This window comes from Agromyces aurantiacus, from assembly GCF_016907355.1.
GTDB lineage: Bacteria > Actinomycetota > Actinomycetes > Actinomycetales > Microbacteriaceae > Agromyces > Agromyces aurantiacus.
The window spans coordinates 273,592-289,510 of the sequence record NZ_JAFBBW010000001.1; the positions used below are offsets into that span (position 1 = coordinate 273,592).

The following is a 15,919-nucleotide window of genomic DNA, read 5'->3' on the forward strand; positions in this document are numbered from 1 at the left end:
GGCTCAGCGCCCGAAGAGGCGCGCGAGGAAGCCGGTCGACGGCTCGTCCTCGTGCCCGGCGCAGCGCTGCGCGCGCGGGACGCCGCGCATGACCTGGTCGACGTGCTGGCCGCAGCCGGCCCAGGTGGTCTTTCCGCACTTCCGGCAGGTGACGGCTCGGCACATGTGGGTTCTCCTCGTTCGGGTTGGTCGGGGTGGTTCAGGCGTTGCCGGACGGCGTCACTCGTGGTCGCCGTCGCACCACTGCTCGGCGGGGACGTGGTCCTTGACGCCGGCGACGTGCTGGCCGCAACCAGACCAGGTCGTCTTGCCGCAGGTGCACGGAACGGGGCTGCACATAGGTGTTCTCCTTCGTGGATGGGGTGTGGTGGGATCAGGCGGCGAGCGCCTCGGCCTCGACGGCCGTGCGCGAGGCCATGCCGGCCTTCCAGGTGAGGTACCCGCCGTCGAGGTTGACGGCGTCGCGGCCGAGCTGCGCGAGCAGGCGCACCGCGGTGTGCCCGCGCTGGCCGACCTTGCAGTGCACGATCAGGCGCCCGGCGGGCAGCTCGTCGGCGCGGGTGCGCAGCTCGTCGAGCGGGATCCGGAGCGAGCCGGGGATCGCGCCATCCGCCACCTCGGCCGCCGTGCGGACGTCGACGACGGTCGCGCCCGCATCGACCGCGGCGTCGAGCTCGTGCCACTGGATCGACGGCGTGAGGCCCTCGAGTGCGTTGAGCGCGACGTAGCCGAGCATGTTCACCGGGTCCTTCGCCGACGAGTACTGCGGCGCGTAGGCCAGCTCGAGGTCGGCGAGCTCGGAGGCGGTGATGCCGCCGGCCATCGCGGTCGCGATCACGTCGATGCGCTTGTCCACGCCCTCGCCGCCGACGCCCTGGGCGCCGAGGATCGCGTCGGTGCCGGCGTCGACGAGCAGCTTCAGCGCCATCGTCTCGGCCCCTGGGTAGTACCCGGTGTGCGAGGCGGGGTGGGTGTGGATGACGCGGATGTCGCGGCCCTGCGAGCGCAGCAGCTTCTCGTTCCATCCGGTCGCGGCGATGGTCAGGCCCATGAGGCCGACGACGGCGGTGCCGAGCGCGTCGCGCACGCGGATGTCGCGCCCGGTGATCGCGTCGGCCGCGAGCCGGCCGTGGCGGTTCGCGAGGCCCGCGAGGGCGACGAGCCGGGGCTCGCCGGTGATCGCGTCGACCTTCTCGACGGCGTCGCCGATGGCCCAGATGTGCGGGTCGCTCGTGCGCAGCGCGTCATCCACCCGGATGCCGCCGCGCGGGCCGAGCTCGAGGCCGGCGGCCGTGGCCAGGCTCGTGTCGGGCCGCACGCCGATGGAGCCGAGCACGAACTCGGCGGCGACGGTCGTGCCGTCGCTGAGCGTGGCGGTGTCGGGGCCGAGCGCGGTGACCTGGGTGCCCAGGCGCACGTCGACGCCGGCCTCGCGGAGACGCTCCGCGACGGGCGCGGCCATCTCCGGGTCGAGCGGCGGCAGCACCTGCTCGCCGAGCTCGACGAGGGTCACGTCGAGGCCCCGGTGGGCCAGGTTCTCGACCATCTCGAGGCCGATGAAGCCGGCGCCGATGACGAGCGCGCTGCGGGGAGAGACCTCGAGGGCGGCCATCGCGGCGTCGACGTCGTCGATGTCGCGCAGCGTCAGCATCCGCTCGCCGCCCTCGATGGGCGGGCGCACGGGCGTGGCCCCCGGCGAGAGCACGAGCGCGTCGTACTCGAGCGTGCGCTCCTCGCCGGTGGCGAGGTCGCGGGCGAGGACGGTCTTCGCATCGCGGTCGATCGCGACGGCCTCGGTGCGCACGCGCACGTCGAGCCCGAAGCGGCTGCCGAGCGAGGCGGGCGACTGCAGGAGCAGGCTCGAGCGCTCCTCGATGACGCCGCCGAGGTAGTAGGGGAGGCCGCAGTTCGCGAACGAGACGTGGCCGCCGCGCTCGAGCACGGTGATCTGCGCGTGCTCGTCGAGCCGTCGCAGTCGCGTCGCGGCGGACATGCCGCCGGCGACGCCGCCGATGATGAGGTACCGCTGGGAAGTCATGAGACCATGGTACGGATACCCCGGGGGTATTGTCAAAATACCGTCCGGGTATCTCTCAGGTGGCCTCGACGACCGCCATCATGCCCTGGTCCTCGTGGTCGAGGATGTGGCAGTGGAAGACCGTGCGGCCCGCGATGCCCTCGAACGCGATGCGCACGACGGTCGTGCTCCTGGCACGCACGTGGACGACATCGCGATGGTCCACCACGTCGGCCGCCTCCCCGTCGACCTCCACGAGTTGCATCGGCCACACGTGCAGGTGGAACGGATGGTCCATGGGGCTCGTGTTCACGATCGTCCACTCCTCGATCGCACCGTGTCGCACAGCGAGGTCGACCCGACCCTCGTCGAACTCACGACCGTCGATCGTGAACGCCGGTCCGCCGCCCATGCCGCCGCCCATGCCCATGGCGAGCGTCACGATGCGCCGGACGTCGACCGGGCCGCCCCGGAGGTCGCGAGGTTCGGGCGGCGCGGACGTCGTGGCCGGCGGCGTCGGCTGCGCCGTCGCCTCCGGCTCCCCGCGCACCACGACCGAGACGAGGTCGGCACCGGTCGTCGCGCTCGGCGGCGAGCCCGCCATGCCCATCGCGCCGCGGTCGAACGGCATGGTCCGCAGCACCGACTCGCCCTCGACCGCCGTCACGATCAGCTCGGCGCGATTGCCCGGCGCCAGCACGACCTCCTCGACCTCGCGCGGCTCGGCGTATCGCCCCGCATCGATGCCGAGCAGCGACATCCGCTGGCCGTCGAGCTGGAGGCGGAGGTGACGCGAACTGCAGGCGTTCACCAGGCGCCAGTGCTCGCGGTCGCCGGGCGCCGCCTCGATGCTCGCCCCGAGCTGGCCGTTCACGAGCACCAGCTCGCCCTCTCGGCCGAGCATGCGCTCCGCCTGCGTCGCGACGTGGAGGTTCCCCGCGGCGTCGAACCCCGTGTCCGAGACGATCAGCAGGCGCTCGCGGGTGGCGGCGACCGGCTCGGGCTCCTCGACCACGATCGCCCCGAAGAGCCCGCCGAACAGCTGCTCGGCCGTGGTGCCGTGGTGGTGCGGGTGGTACCAGAACACGCCGGGCGGATGGTCCGGGCCGAGCCGGTAGTCGTAGTCGAACGCCTCGCCGGGGTCGAGCATCACGAACACGTTGTCGCTGTTCCCCTCGGGCGAGACGACGAGGCCGTGCGTGTGCAGGTTCGTCGGCGCGTCGAGTCCGTTGCGCAGCCGGAGCGTGATGCGGTCACCTGCCCGCACCCGGAGGGTCGGCCCGGGGATGCGGTCGCGGTACGAGAGCGCGCGCACGATGCGCCCCGCCACCTCGGTCTCGACGAGCGCCGCGGTGAGCTCGACGTCGAGCCGGCCGTCGACGCTCCGGAGCACCTCGGGCTCGCGCAGCGTGCCGCCGCCCGATGCGCTCGACCCCGGCGACGACGGGCTCCCCGGGGTCGCGACCGGCGACGGCGGCGCCCCCTCGCGGAGTCCGGCCCACAGCCAGACGCCGCCCGCGGCCGCGGCGACGCCGGCACCGCCGAGGATCAGTACCTCGCGCCGGGTCCAGCGCGATCCGCCATCCGCCATGCCCGCACGCTACCCGTCGCACCCGGCCGGGCTGAGGACCTCCGACCCCCGCCGCGGCGAGCGCGCGGACCTCAGCGGCGGCGGCCCTTCCGTCGCGTCGTCCACGCCAGGTACGCGCCGAGCGAGCCGAGCACGCCGAGGCCCGTGCCCAGCATCGTGCCCTCCCACGAGCGCCACCGACGCTCGCTCGACACGAGCCCGCCGATGCCGCTGATGAGGGCCGCGGTGATCATCCCGGCCACGAGCCGGTTGCCGATCCGCTCCGCGCGGCCCATGAGCGGTTCGAGCTCGGCCGCGCGCAGGTGCACCTGCACACCGCCGCTCTCGGCGTGGTCGAGCAGGCGGCGCAGCGCGCCCGGCATGTCGAGCGCGAGCTCGCCGAGATCGGCGGTCGCGCGCGCGATCCGACGGGCGAGCGCCGCGGCGCTCAGCCGCTCGCGCGCGAGGCGCTGCGCGTACGGCTCGAGCGACTCCCCCAGCCGGAATTCGGGGTCGAGCTTCAGTGCCAGGCTCTCGATGAGCAGCAGGGCCTTGAACAGCAGGGCCATCTCGCGCGGCAGCCGCAGTCGATGGATGCGGAGGATCGCGAACAGCTCGGCGATCATGCGGGCGAACGGGGTCTCGCGCAGCGAGTGGAGCCGGTAGCGCGAGAGGAACACGGCCAGGTCGTCGCGCAGCGCCTCCCGGTCCACGCCGCCGGAGCCCGGCGACATGGCGACGAGCGACGCCCCGAGCAGGTCGGCGTCGCTGCGCACGAGCGAGACGAACAGCCCGCTCAGGTACCCGCGCAGCTCCTCGCCGATCACGCCCACCATGCCGAAGTCGATGAGCGCGATCGTGCCGTCGGCGTGGATGAAGAGGTTCCCGGGGTGCAGGTCGGCGTGGAAGAAGCGGTCCTCGAAGGTCATCTTGAGCACGATGTCCGCGCCCTTGCGCGCGATGCGCTTGCGGTCGACGCCCGCGGCGTCGAGCGCCGCCGAGTCCCCCACGTTCATGCCCGACATCCGCTCGAGGGTGAGCACACGCGAGGTCGTGTACTCCCAGAACACCCGCGGGATGACGAGGTCGGGATCGTCGTCGAAGTCCGCCGCGAACCGTTCGGCGTTGCGCCCCTCCTGGAGGTAGTCGAGCTCGGCGCGCAGGGTCTGCGCGAACTCCTCCGCGATCCCGGGCGCGTCGTAGTCGCGAGCGATGCTCCACGTGCGGCTGGCGCGCACGGCGAGGTTGCGCAGGATCTCCAGGTCCTCCTGCACCTGCGCCACGGCGCCCGGTCGGCGCACCTTGACGACCACGGGCGTGCCGTCGTGCAGGGTCGCCGTGTGCGCCTGGCCGATCGAGGCGGATGCCAGCGGCGCGTCCTCGAACGTCGCGAAGAGCTCCTCGGGCTCGGCTCCGAGCTCACGGCGGATGACGGCGCGGATCTGCTCGGTCGGCACCGGCGGCGCGGCATCCTGCAGCTTCGCGAGCTCGTCGGCGAAGGCCGGGGGCACGAGGTCGGGCCGCGTGGAGAGCAGCTGCCCGAACTTGATGAATGTCGGGCCGAGTTCCTCCAGTGCACGGCGCACGTGCTCGGGCGACGCCTCGGCCTCGCCCGCCGGCTCCGAACCGTTCCGCCGGAACGGGTTGATCCGGCCTCCCGCGACGAGACCGGCGAGGAAGCCGAAGCTGTGGCGCCTGAGCACGGTCGCGATCTCGCGGTACCGCGCGGTGTGCCGCGTCTCCGCCGCGCCGACGCTCATGCCGCCGCACCTGCCGTCATGGCTCACCCCCCGTGGTCCGAGGCTACGCCACGCGGCTCCGGAGACGGAAAGGGACCCCCGCCGTGATCGGCGAGGGCCCCGAGTGGGTCCGGCGGTCAGTCGCCGGCCACGTCCTTCCCGGCCTTCTCGTCGGCGACGCCGCCGGCGTCATCGGCCTGGTCGCCCGCGCCCTCGGGAGCCCCGGCGCCATCGCCGGCCTCACCGGCGGTGCCGACGCCCGCGCCGGCCTTCTCGCCGGCGATCTCGAGGCCCGCATCGGCGTGCTCGTCGGCGTGCTCCTCGGCCACCTCGATGCCGTTGCCGGCGTTCTCCTCGGCGTTCTCGAGACCCGACTGACGCTGCTCATCGCCCTTCTCGCGGGCGTCCTCCGCCGTCTGCTGGCCGAACTCGCTGTTCTCGACGCCCGTCTCGCTGACGTGCTCGCCACCGGGGTGCGAGCCGGTGACCTGCTCGAAGACCTGCTGGGCGCCCTGGGGAAGCATGCCCACGGCGCCGGCCGCGCCGGCTCCGCTCACGCCGACGGCCGCCGCGGCCGCCGCACCGATGGCGATCTTCGACGCGAGGCCGAGGCCCGCGAACCACTCGAATGCCACTCTTCTTCTCCTTGCCGACGGCGCCAGGGGGGTGGACACCGTCATGTCCGGGTTCTCTCGGGGAACGAGAACGACCGTCGACACGCGGTCGAGGTCGAGGCGGGACGCCACCGCGGCACTCGGCCGCGGTGGCGTCCCGAATGAGGAGCCACGGAACTCGGCGACGGCCGCCGCAAGGGGGGAGAGCTCGTCGCGGGCGTGGGGGGTACGCCCGCGAAGCACGGCCGCGGCCTCGTCGTCCGTGATCCGGTGGTTCCTCATCTCACTCCCTGCCATCGCCGCCGCCCCGCAGAGGGGTACGGCCTCGCGAGAATCTCCTGCGCAAGGTCTCGAGCGCCCGGCGCTGCAGCGCCTTCACGGCACCCGGGCGCTTGCCGAGCACCTCGGCGACCTGCTCGATCGTGAGGTCGGCGAGGATCCTCAGCACCATGACGTCGCGCTGGTCGGGCGACAGGCCCTCGAGCAGCGCGCGCGTCGAGTCCTCGCCGAGTCGATCGAGGGCCTCCTGCTCAGCGCTCGGCGAGCGGCGGCCGTCGAGTTCCTGCTGCCACTCCTCGTGCTCGCCGCGCCGCGAACGGCGCCGCAGCTCATCGGTCAGGCGGCGGTACGCGATCGTGAACACGAACGCGCGGAACTCGGGCTCGCCCCCGGAGAACGCGCCCAGTCGGTCGAAGACCGCGAGGAACACCTCGCTGGTGAGGTCGTCGGGCTCGCGCGACCCGCGCGCCCGGAGGAACGCCGCGACCGCCGGCGCGTACTCGTTCCAGAGGTTCGTCGACGCCCACCGGGCGCCCGCCTGCGCGGCGAGCAGCACGGTCTCGAACTGGTCGGGGACGATCGCCGGATGCGCGCGCGCGACCGGCTCCGCCGGGATCGAGGCTCGCGCGATGGCGCCGTCGGGATCGGTCACCCGCCCGAGTGTAGGACACCCCGAACGGGGGGCGACAGGGCGCGTCCACAGGACGGGACGGACGGCCCCCGCCGACGGCGGCGGCCGCGCCATCCGTCGTCAGAACTTCGAGCCGAGCGCCTTCGCCTTGATCGCCTCGAACTCGCCGTCGGTGATCACGCCCTGGTCGCGCAGCGCCTGCGCCTTCGCGATCTCGTCGGCCGGATTCGCGAACGAGATCTTCCGGTACTCGTCTTGGCTGTACTCCTGGTACTCGACCTGCTTGCGCGCCGACCGCTCCGCCATGCCCTTGCCGCGGGCGATGAGGTAGACGAGGCCCGTGATCCAAGGCAGGAACAGCAGCAGGACGAGCCACAGCGCCTTGAGCCATCCGTTGAGCTCATGGTCGCGGAAGATGTCGATGATGATGTAGATCAGCACGAGGATGTACGCCACGTAGGCGAACATCCAGAAGAAGAACCAGATCCAGCTCCACAGGTCCACAGCCGCCCCTCTCGCCACCGTCCTCAGGCCTGGCCACAAGATACTCCCTGGCACCGAACCGCAACGGTCTTTGGTCCCGAAGGGCGCGCTCGGCGCGTCGCTAGCCTGACCCCATCGGCCGAGGGTCGGTCGCTGGGGGGTCGATCGCCATGATGCTCGTGTTGTCGACTGGGTGCGGTGCCGCGACGCGCGCCGCCATGGGCTGCGAGGTGGTCCGGCCATGAGTGCAGCGGATGCCGCGGCCGGCACGCCGCGCGGAGCCGCGGCCTCGAGGGCCGCCGCCGTGCCGAAGAGCATGTGGATCTCGTGGATCGCCCTGGCGCTCATGACCACGAGTTCGGTCGCGAGCCTCCGGCCGGCACCGACCATGGCCGTCTACGGCCTCGCCTGCATCTTCCTGTACCTCGTGCCGGCCATCGTGTTCCTCCTGCCGACCTCGCTGGTCTCCGCCGAGCTCGCCTCGGGCTGGAAGGGCGGCGTCTACAACTGGGTCGCCACGGGCATCTCCAAGCCCATGGGGTTCCTCGCCGTCTGGTGCCAGTTCGCGATGACGATCTTCTACTACCCGAGCCTGCTGGGGTTCGTGGCGAGCACGCTCGCGTACGTCATCAACCCGAACCTCGCCTCGAGCGGCGTCTGGACGGCCCTGGTCATCATGGTCTGCTACTGGTCGGGCGTGTTCCTGACCTCGCGCGGCACCAAGGGGATCGCGGGCCTGGCCAGCGGCGGACTGATCATCGGCACGCTGATCCCGGGCGCCGTGCTCGTGATCCTCGGCGCGGTGTTCCTCGGACAGGGCAATGAGTCGGCGGCCCCGATGACGGCGGCGAACCTGCTCCCGCAATGGGCGGGATTGGCGAGCCTCGTGCTCATCGTCAACAACTTCCTGTCGTACAGCGGCATGGAGATGAACGCGGTGCACGTCGGATCGCTCCGCAACCCGGGCAAGGAGTTCCCGAAGGCGATCTTCCTCGCGATGGGCCTCGTGCTGCTGATCTTCATCCTGCCTGCGCTGGCGATCAGCTGGATCGTCCCGGCGGAGGAGCTCTCGCTCACGGCCGGCGTGATGCAGGCCTTCGACGCGGTGTTCGCGGCGTTCAACTGGCAGTGGCTGACGCCGATCTTCGGCATCATGCTCGTCACGGCGTCGCTCGGCGGCATGCTCACCTGGCTCGCCGGGCCGTCGAAGGGCCTGCTGCTGATCTCGCGCCAGGAGGGGTACCTGCCGCCGTTCCTGCAGAAGCTCAACAAGAACGGCGTGCAGCAGAACCTGCTCGTGGTGCAGGGACTGATCACGACCGTCATCGCCCTCGGCTACGCGCTCATCCCGAGCGTCTCGAGCGCGTACTGGATCTTCTCGGTGATCACGACCCAGGTGTACCTGATCATGTACCTGCTGATGTTCGTCGCCGCGGTCCGACTGCGCCGGACGCATCCCGACCACCCGCGCGGATTCCGGGCACCCCTGCTCGTGACCCTCTGCGTGGTCGGGTTCCTCGCGTCGCTCGCGGCACTGCTGGTCGGGTTCATCCCGCCGTCGCAGTTCGCCAGCGGCGACCTGTGGGTCTACCTGCTGATCGTCGGCGGCGGCGCCCTCGGCCTCGGCCTGCTCGTGCCGTTCCTCTTCTACCGGTTCCGGAAGCCGTCGTGGAAGCAGCCGGATGCCGCCGTCGAGACCGAGACGGAGGAGGTGTCGGGGTCATGAGCACCGAACTGGAGCAGCAGCCGAAGCGCGAACGCAGCGTGATCTACATCGTCACGGTCGTGGTCCTCGTGGTGCTGGCCGTCATCGCCGTGGTGATGTTCCTGTCGGCCCGGCAGGAGGTGAAGGCCCAGGACAAGGCCGAGCAGTTCCTCGCCTCGCTCGAGGAGCAGGGGATCGACACGTCGCTCACCGCGGAGCAGGTCGCCCGCGTACTCGGCGACGACGGCGGCGGCGTGTGCGCGAACCCGAACGACGCGCTCAGCCGTGCCATCCTGTTCGACCGCCTCTCGAACGGGGCCGCGGGGCCCGGCCAGCGGCCGATCCTCGCCGAGGACCGGCTGCTCGAGGGCGAACTGCTCATCATCCAGACCTACTGTCCCGACGAACTCGAGGACTTCCAGAAGTTCGTCGACGAGCTGAACACGGTGAAGGAGAACGGCTCGTGAGGGGCGAGGTCCGCGAGCTCGTCCGCGGCATGATGCCCGACGCGAAGGCCGAGCTCGCGGAGCTCGTCGCAATGCGGTCGGTCGCCGACCCACGGCAGTTTCCCGCCGAGGAGTGCGAGCGGGCGGCCGAGTGGGTCCGGGATCGGTTCGCGAAGCTCGGGTTCTCGGACGCCCGGCTCGAGGAGACGCCCGACGGCAGCAAGGCCGTCATCGGGTCTCGTCCGACGTCGCGTCCCGATGCCCCGACCGTCCTGCTGTACGCCCACTACGACGTGCAGCCGCCGCTCGACGAATCCGCGTGGCGGACTCCCCCGTTCGAGCTGACGGAGGTCGACGGCCGCTGGCACGGGCGCGGCGCCGCCGACTGCAAGGGCAACATCCTCATGCACCTGCTCGCGCTCCGCGCCCTCGGGGACGACATCCCGGTCGACCTCAAGCTCGTCGTGGAGGGATCGGAGGAGCAGGGCACCGGCGGCCTCGAGCGGTACGTCGAGGCGAACCCCGAGACGCTGCGCGCCGACGCCATCCTGGTCTGCGACACCGGCAACGCCGCGGTCGGCAAGCCGGCCGCCACCGTGACGCTGCGCGGCATGGCGAACGTCGTCGTGCGGGTCGAGGCGCTGGCCTCCGAGGTGCACTCGGGCATGTTCGGCGGCCCGGCACCCGACGCGCTCGCCGCGCTCATCGCGATCCTCGCCTCGCTGCGGGACGCCGAGGGCAGCACGACGATCACCGGCCTCGATCGCTCGCGCACGTGGCGGGGCGCGCCCTACGACGCGGACCAGTTCCGCATCGACGCGGGCGTGCTCACGGGGGTTTCGCTGCTCGGCGACGGCAGCGTCGCCGACGAGCTCTGGGCGCGTCCGGCGCTGACCGTGCTCGGCATCGACGCGCCGCCGGTGCTCGGCTCGACGGCCGCCATCGTGCCGCGGGCCGCCGCGCGGCTCAACCTCCGCGTGCCGCCCGGCATGGACGCGCAGGAGGCGCACGACGCGCTCGTGGCCCACCTCCGGGCGGCCGCGCCGTGGAACGTGCACGTCGAGGTCGAGACCGAGGCCGTGGGCTCCGCGTTCGAGGCATCGACGGACGGCCCGGCCTACCGTGCGATGGCCGACGCGATGCAGCAGGCGTTCGGCGTCGGGATGACCACGCTCGGCCAGGGCGGGTCCATCCCGCTGTGCAACGTGCTCGCCGACACCTACCCCGAGGCCGAGATCATCCTCATGGGCGTCGAGGAGCCGCTCGCGCTCATCCACGCGCCCAACGAGAGCGTCGACCCCACCGAGATCGAACGACTCGCGGTGGCCGAGGCGCTGTTCCTCCACGCCTACGCCGAGGCGCGGCGGCCGGGCTGACGCCGGTCGCGGGTCGCGAGCGCGTCGAGCAGCCGGCTACCCGAGCCTGCTCAATCCGGCGAACAGCTCGTAGACCATGAAGCCCGGCCAGACGAAGCCCTGGAAGAACGCGCCCACGTACTCCCAGAAGCCGTCGGCGCGGCCCCAGAACCACACCCATGATCCGATGATGCCCAGGAAGTAGACGAACCCCCCACCGGCCCAGCCGGCGTTCGATCCCCTGTCGCTCATGTCGCACCTCCGACGCCGAGGCTACGCGGCGGGGCGGCGTGCGCCGAGGGCCGAAGGACCCGGCGACGGCCTGCGGCGACGGCCAGAGTGGAGGAAGCGGCCGTCCCATCCGACAGGCCGCGCCCGCTTCGAACGAGGAGAACCCATGCCCCGCACCTATGTCGTCACCGGAGCCGCGAGCGGCATCGGCAGGGCCGCATCCGACCTGCTCGCCGAGCGCGGCCATCGCGTGATCGGCGTCGACCTGCACGATGCCGACGTGATCGCCGACCTCACGACGGCGGACGGCCGCGCCGACCTCGTCGCGAAGGTCTCGCAGGCGAGCGGCGGCACGATCGACGCCGTGATCGCGAACGCGGGCCTCGCAACCCCGACCGCGAAGACGGTCGCCGTGAACTTCTTCGGCGCGCTCGCGACGCTCGAGGGGCTGCGCCCGCTGCTCGCCGCCTCCCCGGCGCCGCGTGCCGTGGCGACGGCATCCATGGCGTCGCTGTTCCCACCGGATGACGCACTGCTCGACGCCCTGCTCGCGGGCGACGAGCCCCGCGCGATGGCGCGCGCCGCCGAGCTCGAGACGGGCACGCCGGAGGAGGCGAACTCGATCTACGCCACCACCAAGCGCGCGCTCGCACGGTGGATCCGACGGAACGCCGCCGCGCCCGAGTGGGCCGGGGCCGGCATCCCGCTCAACGCCATCGCCCCGGGCGTCGTCGCCACGCCCATGACGCAGGACCTCATCGGCACCCAGGAGGCGCGCGACGCGCTGCTCGGCATGGTGCCCATGCCGCTCAACGGCATCTTCGAGCCGCGCGACTGCGCCTACCTGCTCGCGTGGCTCACGAGCGAGGAGAACGCCCACCTGTGCGGACAGGTCGTCTTCATCGACGGCGGGTCCGACGTGGTGATCCGGGGCGACTCCACGTTCTGACCGCCGGGGGCGCGGTGCGTTCGCGGTCGCATCAGCGGCCGCCCGCGCCACCCTCCTCCTCGTCCTCCCACTTCGTGCCCTCGAGGTCGCCGCGAAGGGTGCCCGTGACGTCGTCGACGGCCGCGCCGACGGTCGGGGCGAAGCGGTCGGGCGTGAACCGATCCGTGAGGCCGTAGTCGCGCAGCACGTCGATCACCGGATCCTTCATCTCCGCGACGATGAGCCGGATGCCGCGCTTGGCGAGCCAGTCGTCGACGTCGACGAGCTCGTCGGCCGCGGTCGTGTCGATGTCGGTGATCGGCTCGGCCGCCAGGATCACGGTGTGCACGTCGGGCCCGGCCGCCTCGACGCGCTCGCGCACGAACTCCTCGAAGATGCCGCCGTTGGCGAAGAACAGCGGCGCGTCGAACCGCAGCACCACGACGCCGGGGATCCGCTCGCCCTCGGGATTGCGCGAGAGGTCGTGATACCCCCGCAGCCCGGTCACGCGCCCCAGCTCGGCGCGGTACGGCGCCCACGAATGGATCACGAACGCGAGCAGCGACAGGCCGATCGTGACCGCGATGCCCCCGAGCACGCCGAACGCGAACACGCCGACGAAGGCGGCCACCGAGAGCAGCGCATCCACCCGATCCATGCGCACGAGCCGAAGGAACCCCCGCACGTCGATCAGCCGCGACGCGGCCATGATCACGACCGCGGCGAGCGTCGCCGAGGGCAGCACCTCGGTCAGCCACGGGGTGAGCAGCATGAACAGGATGATGAGCGCTGCTCCGACGAGGCCCGTGAGCTGCGACTTCGACCCCGCCTGCTCCGCCACGGGCGTGCGCGACGCCGACGCCGAGATCGGGAACCCGCCGAACAGGCCGCTCGCGATGTTCGACGTGCCGATCGCCGCCATCTCGCGGCTGCCGCTCACGGTCTCGCCGCGGCGCGCCGCGAGCGTGCGCGAGAGCACCGCGGAATCGGTGAACGCGACCAGCGCGATGCCGGCAGCGGGCAGCGCGAGCGCTGCGACATCCGACCACTGCAGGCCGCCGAGCGCCGGGGCGGGCAGCCCCTGCGGGAGCGCACCCACCACGGGCAGCTCATCGGAGAGGCCCAGCACGGCCGTGAGCAGCATCGCCAGCACCACCGCGGCGAGCACCCCCGGAACCCTCGACCTGACGATCGTGAGCACGACGATGATCGCGAGCGAACCGAGCCCGAACGCGAGGGCGAGCGGCTGCACGCCGCCGTCGACGATGCCCTCCCAGATCGCGCCGACCTCGGTGAACGGCGTGGCGGCGTCGGTCGAGAAGCCCAGCAGCGTGGGCACCTGCGAGATGGTCACGATCAGGGCCACCGCGTTGAGGTAGCCGATCCGGATCGGCTTCGACAGCAGGTCGGTCACGAAGCCCAGCCGCAGGATGCCGCCGAGCAGGAGGATCGCCCCGACCATGATCGCCAGCAACCCGGCCAGCGCCACCGCACGCCCTTCGTCGCCCCCGGCCAGCGGCAGGATCGACGCCGCGATGATCGGCGCGAGCGCCGAATCGGGCCCCAGCACGAGGATGCGGCTCGGCCCGAACACCGCGTACGCGATGAGCGGCACGATGGTCGCGTAGAGGCCCGTCTCGGGCGGCAGGCCCGCCACCTGCGCATAGCCCATGCCCGCGGGGATCAGCAGCGCGGTCACGACGACGCCCGCACGCAGGTCGGGCACGAGCCAGTCGCGGCGGTAGCGCCGCGCGGTGTCGACACCCGGCAGCAGTCGCGCCATCCGCTCGCCCGTCGCGCTCATCTCGGCCCCCAGGCTCCCATCATGGCGGATGCCGCGGGCCCGCGTCAGGCGGTCGGAGCGCGCTCCGCCTCGACCTTCCGCCAGATCGGCGGATGCGGCAACCGATGCTCGCGATAGAGGCGATACGCGAACGGCGCCCACACGATGAGGGCCGCGCCCGCGCCGATCAGCAGGCCCGCGACCGTGTCGGAGAGCCAGTGCGCGCCGAGGTACATGCGGCTCAGCATCATCAGGACCGTGTACACGGCGCCCGCGACCCACACCCACGTGCGCATGAAGATCAGGCCGAGCGCGGTCGCGATGACCGCGGCGTTCGAGCTGTGGCCCGACGGGAACGAACCGAAGTCGGGGTGCACGAGGATGTCCTCGGGCCGGACGCGCCCGACGAGCAGCTTCACCAGGCGGGTCAGTCCGCTGCTCGCGAGCACCGCGACGAGGAAGAACAGGGCCGCCCACGGGCGGCGCCAGACGAGGAGCGCCCCGATCACGAGGGCCGGCACCACGAGGCCCGACAGGAGGCCGCTGCCGATCCGGTCGAGCACCAGTGCCGGCGCGGTGAGCCAGGGCGCGCGGTTCGCGGCGAGCATGGTCATCAGCGCGGACTCGAAGTCGAAGGGCTCCCGCGCGCGGTCGTAGACGATCACCACGCCCACGAGTGCGACCGCGACGAGCGCGAAGACGCCCGCGGCCACCCAGGGGCGTCGGCTGATGCGCACCGGGGCGGGAGCGTGGTGCGCGCGGCCGGTCGCGGGCGGGTCGACGCCAGGGTCGGGGCCGGGGTCGGGGCCGGGGGGCGTGTCCGTTGGCGGGTGCGCGGTCGACGCGGCGCCGGGGTCGGCTCCGGGGCCGGGGGCCTGGTCGGTGCCTCGCTCCGGATCGAGGTCCTGGTCCGGGTCAGGGCCGCGGTCGGCGTCGGCTCCGGCGTCGGGGCCGGCCGACGGCCCGGCGCCCGGGCCGATGCCGGCGTCACCGCTCATCGCGGCCCCACGCCTCGGGCCGGCGATCGGACTCGGCGACCTGCTCCGGCGAGCCGACCCGGACCGTGCGCCAGGTGTCGACGATGATCACGAGGCCGAGCACCACGAGCGAGAGCGTGATCGAGCCGACCGCGTCGGTCGGCCAGTGGTAGCCGAGGTAGACGCGGCAGGCGGCGGTCATCAGCACCACGAAGGACGCGGCGACGAACGCCAGGACCGTGATCACCGGGCGGCGGTGCCGCGAGAAGACGAGGTAGGTGCCGATGAAGAGGAAGTCGGCGACGCCCATCACATGCCCCGACGGGAACGAGGACGTGGGGTCGTAGCCGATCATCATCTCCTCGGCCGGGGGCCGGTCGCGCGCGATGATCGGCGCGAGCACCTGCACGATGATGACGCCGAGGATCATGCCGCCCGCGAGCAGGATGGGCCGCCAGGCGTGCTTGGCGAGCACGCCCCAGGTCACCGTTGTGACGAGGATGATGATGGGCATCGCGATCGGGCCGAACACGATCGAGAGCACGATCATGATCGTGGTGAGCCATTCGTCGCGCCCGGATTCGAGCCAGGCCTCGACCGGCTTGTCGATGTAGGACAGGTCGTCGGCCTCGCGGATGGAGTCGAGTACGACGAAGAACCCGACCAGGCCCGCGACCATGAGCACGGCGCCCGTGATGTACAGGTTGCGCTTCGCTGCGGCGGAGAGGAAGCGCTCCTCCACCATGAACCGCTCGTGGAAGCGCTTGAGCCGACCGGGCTTCTCGTCCTTCTCGTCGGCCGTCGTGTCCGCGTCGGTGGAGTCGGTCACCGCTGCTCCTCCCGTGTGGTGCTGGCCCGCTCGGGCGGAGCGGGTTCCCACAGTATGGCGCGCGGAGGCGCCATCCGTCTGCCCATTGACGCGCGCCCTCCCCCGCCTCCTCTTCCTCCTCCCGGACGCCGAATCCCGCCTTTCTGCGGGCGCACCCGCACGAACCCGGGACTCGCGAACCCCGCACCGCGCACCCCACCCCCGAATCCCGCCTTTCCGCGGGCGCACCCGCCGGAACCCGGGACTCGCGAACCCCGCACCGCGCACCCCACCCCCGAATCCCGCCTTTCCGCGGGCGCACCCGCACGAACCCGGGACTCGCGAACCCCGCA

16 protein-coding genes are annotated in these 15,919 nt (G+C 72.3%); 4 read left to right on the top strand and 12 right to left on the bottom strand.

All coding sequences use genetic code 11. The annotated features are described in order from the left end of the window. Nucleotides 1-3 precede the first annotated feature (3 nt). The 8 genes from JOD46_RS01305 to JOD46_RS01335 all read right to left on the bottom strand — a co-directional run bounded on the left by JOD46_RS01305 (nucleotide 4) and on the right by JOD46_RS01335 (nucleotide 7,354). On the bottom strand, nucleotides 4-165 hold the full coding sequence (locus tag JOD46_RS01305; protein WP_204391071.1) for a DUF8730 family Cys-rich protein: 162 nt from the start codon (nucleotides 163-165) through the stop codon (nucleotides 4-6). A 54-nt stretch (nucleotides 166-219) separates the two neighbouring features. Then, nucleotides 220-339 carry a DUF8730 family Cys-rich protein gene (locus tag JOD46_RS19025; RefSeq protein WP_504739290.1) on the bottom strand — a complete coding sequence of 40 codons (120 nt, stop codon included), beginning with the start codon at nucleotides 337-339 and terminating at the stop codon, nucleotides 220-222. A gap of 34 nt (nucleotides 340-373) precedes the next feature. Further along, nucleotides 374-2,038, bottom strand: coding sequence for an FAD-dependent oxidoreductase (locus JOD46_RS01310; RefSeq protein ID WP_204391072.1), 1,665 nt, complete (start codon nucleotides 2,036-2,038; stop codon nucleotides 374-376). A gap of 55 nt (nucleotides 2,039-2,093) precedes the next feature. After that, nucleotides 2,094-3,608, bottom strand: a complete 1,515-nt coding sequence (locus tag JOD46_RS01315) for a multicopper oxidase family protein (protein WP_204391073.1) — start codon at nucleotides 3,606-3,608, stop codon at nucleotides 2,094-2,096. 71 nt (nucleotides 3,609-3,679) lie between these two features. Then, a complete protein-coding gene (locus JOD46_RS01320; protein WP_204391074.1) occupies nucleotides 3,680-5,347 on the bottom strand; it encodes an ABC1 kinase family protein in 1,668 nt (555 codons plus the stop codon). Nucleotides 5,348-5,463: 116 nt separating this feature from the next. Then, nucleotides 5,464-5,961: a hypothetical protein gene (locus tag JOD46_RS01325; RefSeq protein WP_204391075.1), complete on the bottom strand. Its 498-nt coding sequence runs from the start codon at nucleotides 5,959-5,961 to the stop codon at nucleotides 5,464-5,466. Between the two features lie 262 nt (nucleotides 5,962-6,223). Beyond that, entirely contained in the window at nucleotides 6,224-6,871 is a 648-nt protein-coding gene (locus JOD46_RS01330; protein ID WP_204391076.1) for an RNA polymerase sigma factor, read from the bottom strand. Nucleotides 6,872-6,970: 99 nt separating this feature from the next. Then, nucleotides 6,971-7,354: an SHOCT domain-containing protein gene (locus JOD46_RS01335; protein WP_307834862.1), complete on the bottom strand. Its 384-nt coding sequence runs from the start codon at nucleotides 7,352-7,354 to the stop codon at nucleotides 6,971-6,973. Nucleotides 7,355-7,574: 220 nt separating this feature from the next. On the opposite strand from JOD46_RS01335, the gene gadC reads away from it, so the two are divergent. Genes gadC through JOD46_RS01350 form a run of 3 tightly spaced genes read left to right on the top strand, consistent with a single transcriptional unit; the run spans nucleotide 7,575 to nucleotide 10,860 of the window. After that, on the top strand, nucleotides 7,575-9,059 hold the full coding sequence (gadC, locus tag JOD46_RS01340; RefSeq protein WP_204391077.1) for a glutamate/gamma-aminobutyrate antiporter GadC: 1,485 nt from the start codon (nucleotides 7,575-7,577) through the stop codon (nucleotides 9,057-9,059). Beyond that, nucleotides 9,056-9,505 carry a hypothetical protein gene (locus JOD46_RS01345; RefSeq protein ID WP_204391078.1) on the top strand — a complete coding sequence of 150 codons (450 nt, stop codon included), beginning with the start codon at nucleotides 9,056-9,058 and terminating at the stop codon, nucleotides 9,503-9,505. The genes gadC and JOD46_RS01345 overlap by 4 nt, the downstream gene beginning before the upstream one ends. Beyond that, the gene (locus JOD46_RS01350; protein WP_307834863.1) at nucleotides 9,502-10,860 is read left to right on the top strand and encodes a dipeptidase; all 1,359 of its coding nucleotides are present in this window, start codon (nucleotides 9,502-9,504) and stop codon (nucleotides 10,858-10,860) included. The genes JOD46_RS01345 and JOD46_RS01350 overlap by 4 nt, the downstream gene beginning before the upstream one ends. Nucleotides 10,861-10,896: 36 nt before the next feature. Here the strand turns inward: JOD46_RS01350 and JOD46_RS01355 are convergent, their stop codons facing one another. Further along, nucleotides 10,897-11,091 (bottom strand): hypothetical protein, encoded by a 195-nt coding sequence (locus JOD46_RS01355; protein ID WP_204391080.1) that lies wholly within the window; start codon nucleotides 11,089-11,091, stop codon nucleotides 10,897-10,899. A 145-nt stretch (nucleotides 11,092-11,236) separates the two neighbouring features. On the opposite strand from JOD46_RS01355, the gene JOD46_RS01360 reads away from it, so the two are divergent. After that, complete coding sequence (locus tag JOD46_RS01360; RefSeq protein WP_204391082.1) at nucleotides 11,237-12,019, top strand: SDR family oxidoreductase; 783 nt, start codon at nucleotides 11,237-11,239, stop codon at nucleotides 12,017-12,019. A 31-nt stretch (nucleotides 12,020-12,050) separates the two neighbouring features. Here JOD46_RS01360 and JOD46_RS01365 read toward each other — a convergent pair whose 3' ends face one another. The 3 genes from JOD46_RS01365 to JOD46_RS01375 are packed head-to-tail and all read right to left on the bottom strand — an operon-like array spanning nucleotide 12,051 to nucleotide 15,587. Further along, nucleotides 12,051-13,802 (bottom strand): SulP family inorganic anion transporter, encoded by a 1,752-nt coding sequence (locus JOD46_RS01365; RefSeq protein WP_204391084.1) that lies wholly within the window; start codon nucleotides 13,800-13,802, stop codon nucleotides 12,051-12,053. Nucleotides 13,803-13,846: 44 nt separating this feature from the next. After that, nucleotides 13,847-14,779 (bottom strand): phosphatase PAP2 family protein, encoded by a 933-nt coding sequence (locus tag JOD46_RS01370; RefSeq protein WP_204391086.1) that lies wholly within the window; start codon nucleotides 14,777-14,779, stop codon nucleotides 13,847-13,849. After that, nucleotides 14,769-15,587 (bottom strand): phosphatase PAP2 family protein, encoded by an 819-nt coding sequence (locus tag JOD46_RS01375; RefSeq protein ID WP_307834864.1) that lies wholly within the window; start codon nucleotides 15,585-15,587, stop codon nucleotides 14,769-14,771. Before JOD46_RS01375 ends, JOD46_RS01370 begins: the two co-directional genes overlap by 11 nt. Between the last annotated feature and the right edge of the window lie 332 nt (nucleotides 15,588-15,919).

Bases quoted from the DNA above. Each gene is read 5' to 3' on its own strand.
- JOD46_RS01305 (WP_204391071.1), bottom strand. From the start codon at position 165: ATGTGCCGAGCCGTCACCTGCCGGAAGTGCGGAAAGACCACCTGGGCC.
- JOD46_RS19025 (WP_504739290.1), bottom strand. From the start codon at position 339: ATGTGCAGCCCCGTTCCGTGCACCTGCGGCAAGACGACCTGGTCTGGT.
- JOD46_RS01310 (WP_204391072.1), bottom strand. From the start codon at position 2,038: ATGACTTCCCAGCGGTACCTCATCATCGGCGGCGTCGCCGGCGGCATG.
- JOD46_RS01315 (WP_204391073.1), bottom strand. From the start codon at position 3,608: ATGGCGGATGGCGGATCGCGCTGGACCCGGCGCGAGGTACTGATCCTC.
- JOD46_RS01320 (WP_204391074.1), bottom strand. From the start codon at position 5,347: ATGAGCGTCGGCGCGGCGGAGACGCGGCACACCGCGCGGTACCGCGAG.
- gadC (WP_204391077.1), top strand. From the start codon at position 7,575: ATGAGTGCAGCGGATGCCGCGGCCGGCACGCCGCGCGGAGCCGCGGCC.
- JOD46_RS01345 (WP_204391078.1), top strand. From the start codon at position 9,056: ATGAGCACCGAACTGGAGCAGCAGCCGAAGCGCGAACGCAGCGTGATC.
- JOD46_RS01355 (WP_204391080.1), bottom strand. From the start codon at position 11,091: ATGAGCGACAGGGGATCGAACGCCGGCTGGGCCGGTGGGGGGTTCGTC.
- JOD46_RS01360 (WP_204391082.1), top strand. From the start codon at position 11,237: ATGCCCCGCACCTATGTCGTCACCGGAGCCGCGAGCGGCATCGGCAGG.
- JOD46_RS01365 (WP_204391084.1), bottom strand. From the start codon at position 13,802: ATGAGCGCGACGGGCGAGCGGATGGCGCGACTGCTGCCGGGTGTCGAC.
- JOD46_RS01370 (WP_204391086.1), bottom strand. From the start codon at position 14,779: ATGAGCGGTGACGCCGGCATCGGCCCGGGCGCCGGGCCGTCGGCCGGC.